Origin of the sequence: Nocardioides sp. (assembly GCF_031422975.1) — a bacterium.
In the GTDB taxonomy this organism is placed as follows: Bacteria; Actinomycetota; Actinomycetes; order Propionibacteriales; family Nocardioidaceae; genus Nocardioides.
In genome coordinates this window covers 1-5,544 of record NZ_JANPEO010000077.1, presented here as the reverse complement: position 1 = coordinate 5,544, position 5,544 = coordinate 1, and the positions used below count along the sequence as shown (strand labels likewise).

At 68.3% G+C, this 5,544-nt stretch carries 6 protein-coding genes and 1 pseudogene; 5 read left to right on the top strand and 2 right to left on the bottom strand.

The window, feature by feature from the left end; translation table 11 throughout:
- Nucleotides 1–418: pseudogene (locus tag RMO85_RS02670) on the bottom strand (N(G),N(G)-dimethylarginine dimethylaminohydrolase); the annotation flags it as partial.
- Nucleotides 419–512: 94 nt separating this feature from the next.
- Here RMO85_RS02670 and RMO85_RS02665 point away from each other — a divergent pair.
- The 3 genes from RMO85_RS02665 (at nt 513) to RMO85_RS02655 (ending at nt 3,183) form a co-directional block, all read left to right on the top strand.
- On the top strand, nt 513–1,427 hold the full coding sequence (locus tag RMO85_RS02665; RefSeq protein ID WP_310526314.1) for an NAD(P)-dependent oxidoreductase: 915 nt from the start codon (nt 513–515) through the stop codon (nt 1,425–1,427).
- 320 nt (nt 1,428–1,747) lie between these two features.
- A complete protein-coding gene (locus RMO85_RS02660) occupies nt 1,748–2,719 on the top strand; it encodes a magnesium transporter CorA family protein (protein ID WP_310526313.1) in 972 nt (323 codons plus the stop codon).
- Between the two features lie 260 nt (nt 2,720–2,979).
- Nucleotides 2,980–3,183, top strand: a complete 204-nt coding sequence (locus RMO85_RS02655; RefSeq protein WP_310526311.1) for a cold-shock protein — start codon at nt 2,980–2,982, stop codon at nt 3,181–3,183.
- 63 nt (nt 3,184–3,246) lie between these two features.
- Here the strand turns inward: RMO85_RS02655 and RMO85_RS02650 are convergent, their stop codons facing one another.
- Complete coding sequence (locus tag RMO85_RS02650; protein WP_310526310.1) at nt 3,247–3,615, bottom strand: hypothetical protein; 369 nt, start codon at nt 3,613–3,615, stop codon at nt 3,247–3,249.
- Between the two features lie 109 nt (nt 3,616–3,724).
- Here RMO85_RS02650 and RMO85_RS02645 point away from each other — a divergent pair, with 109 nt between their 5' ends.
- Entirely contained in the window at nt 3,725–5,125 is a 1,401-nt protein-coding gene (locus RMO85_RS02645) for an MFS transporter (protein ID WP_310526309.1), read from the top strand.
- Nucleotides 5,109–5,544: 1,4-dihydroxy-2-naphthoate octaprenyltransferase (gene menA / locus RMO85_RS02640; RefSeq protein ID WP_310526308.1), on the top strand; the 436-nt coding region annotated here is incomplete at its 3' end. The genes RMO85_RS02645 and menA, both read left to right, overlap by 17 nt.

Below are 5,544 nucleotides of genomic sequence, written 5' to 3'. Positions count from 1 at the left end.
GATCGACCCCGGCCCGGTTGGTGCGCCCGCCCAGCCCCACCCACACCGTGCCGTCGTGCTTGAGCACGTCACCGCCCTCAAGCGTCCCGGGCGCCTCGATGTGGGCGATCCGGTAGCCCAGGTCGCGCACCGTCTGCTCGGTCCCGGCCGTCTCGGGCTTCCGCTCGTCGGCGCCCGGGCGCGTGATCACGGCAAGGTCGGCGTACATGACGACCGTGTCCTCGACGAAGACCGAGTCCGGGCAGTCCGGGGAGGGCGGGACCTCGATCGTCTCCCAGCCCTCGGCGTGCAGCGCGGCCACGTAGCCGTCCCACTGCCGAAGCGCCAGCTCGACGTCGACCGGGACGCGCGCGATGTGGGTGAGCAGACCTTCGGCCAGTCGTGGGCTGGGACGGCGGACGAGGGCGCGACGGTTCACGTGGAGATCCTCTCGCAGACGGGCGTGCAGGCGCGACCCGTTCGAGCATGGCCGTGCAGTCGACCTCGGCTGCGGGAAGCAAAGGACGGCCCGCATGGTTGGCGACTTCATGCGCATCTTCTTCACCGGGGGCAGCGGCAAGGCCGGCAGGCACGTCGCGCCGTTCCTCGCCGGGCAGGGCCACCAGGTCACCAACGCCGACCTCGTACCGCTGGACCATCCGGGGGTGGCCGACCTGCAGGTGGACCTCACCGACGCCGGGGAGACCTACTCGGCCCTGGCCGGGCTGGCGACCTTCGCCGAGCTGGACCTGCCCGAGAAGCCGGCCTACGACGCCATCGTGCACTTCGCCGCCGTCCCCCGCATCCTGCTCACCTCCGACGCGAAGACCTACGCCACCAACGTGCTCAGCACCTACAACGTGCTCGAGGCCGCGACGCGGCTCGGCATCCGCAAGGTCGTGTTCGCGTCCTCGGAGACGACCTATGGCGTCTGCTTCGCCCAGGGCGAGCGGCGGCCGCTGTACGTGCCGGTCGACGAGGACCACCCGACGGTCCCGGAGGACTCCTATGCGATGTCCAAGGTCGCCGGGGAGGTCACGGCGCGTTCGTTCCAGGCCCGCACCGGCGCCGACATCTACGGCCTGCGCATCAACAACGTCATCGAGCCGCACGAGTACGCCGAGATGTTCCCCGCCTTCCTCGCCGACCCGTCGCTGCGGCGCCGCAACCTCTTCGCCTACATCGACGCGCGCGACCTCGGCCAGGTCGTGCAGCGCTGCCTCGAGGTCGACGGGCTGGGTTACGAGGTCTTCAACGTCGCCAACGCCGACATGTCCGTCGCTGCGACGACCCGACAGGTCCGCGACCGCTTCTACGACGGGGTGGAGGTGCGTCGGGAGATGGGTCGCGACGAGACGTTCTTCGCCATCGACAAGGCCCGCGACCTCCTCGGCTACGCGCCGCAGCACACCTGGCGCGACGCCGTGGCGGATCCCGGCGCGTCCTGACGCCTACGCCGTGTCTGCCTCGGCGGTCATCACGTCATCACTGGCGGCTCGAACTCGAAGGTCATCCCCAGCAGCCAGAGCAGGGGTGCCGTGCAGCGACTGCCAGGTCAGGATCGTGGCGCCGAACTCGAGGACGCCGGTGATCAGCGCGATGAACGCCCGACCTGCGCGGCGTGGACGGGACCATCGCGATCCGCTCGATGATCCGCGCGACCGGAGGCGATGTCGCTACGACAGAACCGGATGTCACGACCCGACGCCACAACCGCTGGCAACGGCAACGCTGCCGCGGGTGTCTGCTCGTGGCGGATACTTGCCGGATGCCACGAACTCGCTGCTACCGCGATGGAGTCCTCATCGATGAGGACTTCGCCATCGACCAGGTGTCCGAACACCTGACGGACGCATCGGCCGTCGTGTGGGTGGATCTGTGTGCGCCGGGTCTCGAGGACCTGCAAGTCGTGGCCGACGAGCTGGGGCTGCACAGGCTGGCGGTCGAGGACGCGGCGCAGGGGCGTCAGCGACCCAAGCTCGACCGCTACTCGGGACATGACTTCCTCAGTGCCTACTCGGTCAAGCTCGACGTGGACAGTGGCCAGCTCGTCACTGGTGAGATCCACGCGTTCATCACGCCGACGGCCCTCGTCACCGTGAGGCGCGACGAGACCTTCTCCATCGACGCGTTGCTGACCCGGTGGGATGACGAGGTCGACCTCACCAAGTTCGGCGTCGGCGCCCTGCTGCACGGCCTGCTGGACTTCTTGGTCGACGAGCACTTCGAGGCAGTGGAGTCGCTTGACGACCAGATCGAACAGTTGGAAGACCTCTTGTTCGATGATCACCAGCAGGGCCACAGCGTCCAGCGTCGCAGCTTCGAGCTGCGCAAGAGCCTGGTGCAACTGCGTCGCGTGGTCCTTCCCATGCGCGAAGTCGTCAACACCCTGATGCGACGCGACATCGGGCTGGTCTCCGAGGAGCTCATGCCCTACTACCAGGACGTCTACGACCACGTGCTGCGCGTGACGGAGTGGACCGAGAGCCTGCGCGACCTCGTGAACACGATCCTCGAGACGAACCTGACGATCCAGGGCAACCGTCTCAACATCATCACCAAGAAGGTCACCAGCTGGGCTGCGATCATCGCGGTCCCCACTGCGATCACCGGCTTCTACGGCCAGAACCTGCCATACCCGGGATTCGCTCAGCAGTCGGGATTCGTCACGTCATCGATCCTGATCGTGGCCCTCTCTGCTGCTCTGTACCTCGCCTTCAAACGCAAGGACTGGCTGTGAGCGAGGTCCCCAAGGCCGGCGCGCGCAGGGCCCCGTTGCGATGCGACCGGCTCTTGTGTCGCGCCGAAGTGCCGAGCACGCAGCCGATGGCCTATCGTGGGTCCTGTTGAAGGGATGGCTCCGCACGCCGTCCTGGCCGCACACCATGTCGCGGCTTGTATCTCGTACTCCTGGTTTTCGGTTCGCTGGACATCAGCAAAGGTGGATGTCTTCAGCGGCTTGGGGCACAGTGCCCCAGCACGTAAACAAAGGAAATGATCATGGCTCAGGGCACCGTCAAGTGGTTCAACGCTGAAAAGGGCTTCGGCTTCATCGCTCAGGATGGTGGCGGCGAGGACGTGTTCGTCCACTACTCCGCCATTCAGACCGCGGGCTACAAGTCGCTCGACGAGAACCAGAAGGTCGAGTTCGACCTCGCCGCCGGCCCCAAGGGTCCGCAGGCCGAGAACGTCCGCGTCTCCTGACTTCATCATGAGGAGCCCCGACCGCACACGCGGCCGGGGCTCCTTGTGCGTGGGTAGCCGGAGTCACAGCCGGGACAGGCGATCGCGCAGCGCCCGCTCGAAGAGGTCGATGCTGCCGGAGGCCTGATCGAGCTGGTGGGCGCTCAGCAACGCAAAGACCTCGTGGTCGGTGCGGGCCAGCACCACCGGGGCGCCGGTCTCCCGGACCACCGCGCCGACGTCGCCGGGCAGCTCGTTCAGGTGCAGCAGCACGAACCTCAGCCCGAGCCGCTCCACCAGGCCGTCCCAGGCCGGCTTGCGGCGCACGGAGGAATGCGTGATGTCGCACAGGGCGCAGTGCCGGGTGCCGTGCAGCCGACCCCACACGTAGGCCGCCTCGCCGAGCAGGCCACCGCGGGCGTCGTACACCCCGACGAGCTCGCGCACCAGCATGCCTCGACGATACGTGGGGGTCGCGAGTCACAAGATATTCGGCTGAAGTCCTGACCAACTCCGAAACTCCCGCGACGAATGTCGGTGCGGCAGGGAACAATGGCCGGCGATGACCACCACTGACTCGGCGCAGCGCTCACGATGGATCGACAAGGCCAAGCCTCCCTCGCACCTCGCGGGTCGGCTGGCGACCCAGTCGCTGCTGTTCGCGCTCGGCGAGGGCACCTTCATGGCGGGCTCCGCGGTGTTCTTCACCCAGGTCGTCGGCCTCACCCCCGCCCAGGTGGGGCTCGGCCTGACCATCGCGGGCATCGCGTCGTTCATCGCGGCCTACCCGATGGGGCTCCTCGTGGACCGGATCGGCGCCAGGCGCTGCTGGTCGATCAGCAGCGCCGGGCAGGCGGCGATGTTCGCGGTCTGGCCGTTCATCGACAGCTTCCAGGGCTACATCGCGATGGCGGTGGTGATGGAGGTGATCGGCGCACTCGGTGGTGTCGCCCACGGCGCCTACACGATCGACGTGCTGCCGCCCGGTGAGCGGGTCAAGTCGCGCGCCTACATGTATTCCGCCCTCAACGTCGGCTTCACGCTCGGCTCACTTCTCGGCATCATCGCGCTCGGCCCCGAGTCGCTGACCCTGCTGATGGTGGTGCCCCTCTTCACCGCCCTGGTCTTCATGGTCAACGCGTTCAACATCACCCGGCTGCCCGAGGCGCCACACGACCTCAAGAGCACCGAGGAGCGCAAGGTCAAGATCCCCGGCGCCGGGCCGATGCAGAACCTCGGATGGCTCGCGGTCTCCTTCTTCACGGGCATGCTGTGGACCAACCAGGTGGTCCTCAACATCGTGATCCCGCTGTGGCTGGTCGAGAAGACCGACGCCCCGTGGGTGGTGCTGTCCCTGCTCTTCGGGACCAACACGGTGATGTGCATCTTCTTGCCGCTCGCCGCTGCGAGGGGCGTCAAGGATGTCAGGACCGCACTGCGGGCGATCCGGGTCTCGACGGTGTTCTTCGTCATCTCCTGCGTGATCACGCTGTCCACGCACGACTCGATCGGCTGGGTGACCATCGCCTTGTTCTTCGCCGGCCACGTGACCCTGACCGGCGCCGAGCTCTTCCTCTCGGCCGCCAGCTGGACCTTCGAGGCCGAGCTGATGGACCCCCGTCGTCGCGGGGAGTACCAGGGGGCCGCCGAGCTCAGCGGCACCCTCGGGCGAGTCTGGGCACCGGCGGCATTCACGTTCCTTGCGATGAACTGGGGCGCCACCGGCTGGCTGATCATCGGGGGAAGCATCGTGGTGGCTGCGGCCGCACTGCACCCGTCGACGGCGATGGCTCGCCGCTTCCTGGAGCGCCATGTGCCTGCCGACGTGCTGGCCGACGCTGCCGCGTCCGATGAGTCGCACGACCGGGTCGTCGCGCCGGTGGGGCCGCCCACGGTCGAGCAGCCCGCCGAGCCGGGAGGTGTCAGCCCCCTGACACAATCCCTCAGTGGCAACCCCGACTGACTGGCTCGCCGGAGCCCGCCCCCGCACCCTGCCCGCAGCCGTCGCGCCCGTCCTGGCGGGCACCGGCGTCGCGGCATACGTCGACGAACCGGTGTGGTGGAAGGCGGCACTGGCCCTGATCGTGAGCCTGGCGCTCCAGGTCGCGGTCAACTACGCCAACGACTACTCCGACGGCATCCGCGGCACCGACGACGACCGGGTGGGTCCGCTGCGGCTGGTCGGGTCCGGGCTGGCCTCACCCGGCTCGGTCCGGCTGGCGGCGTTCGCGGCCTTCGGGGTCGCCGGGGTCGCGGGCCTGTTGCTGGCCGCCACCACCGCCTGGTGGCTGGTCGCGGTCGGCGCGGTGTGCGTCCTGGCGGCGTGGTTCTACACCGGCGGAGACCGGCCCTACGGCTACCTCGGCCTGGGCGAGGTCATGG

Coding starts and splice junctions, on each gene's coding strand:
- RMO85_RS02665 (WP_310526314.1), top strand. CDS start 513: ATGGTTGGCGACTTCATGCGCATCTTCTTCACCGGGGGCAGCGGCAAG.
- RMO85_RS02660 (WP_310526313.1), top strand. CDS start 1,748: ATGCCACGAACTCGCTGCTACCGCGATGGAGTCCTCATCGATGAGGAC.
- RMO85_RS02655 (WP_310526311.1), top strand. CDS start 2,980: ATGGCTCAGGGCACCGTCAAGTGGTTCAACGCTGAAAAGGGCTTCGGC.
- RMO85_RS02650 (WP_310526310.1), bottom strand. CDS start 3,615: ATGCTGGTGCGCGAGCTCGTCGGGGTGTACGACGCCCGCGGTGGCCTG.
- RMO85_RS02645 (WP_310526309.1), top strand. CDS start 3,725: ATGACCACCACTGACTCGGCGCAGCGCTCACGATGGATCGACAAGGCC.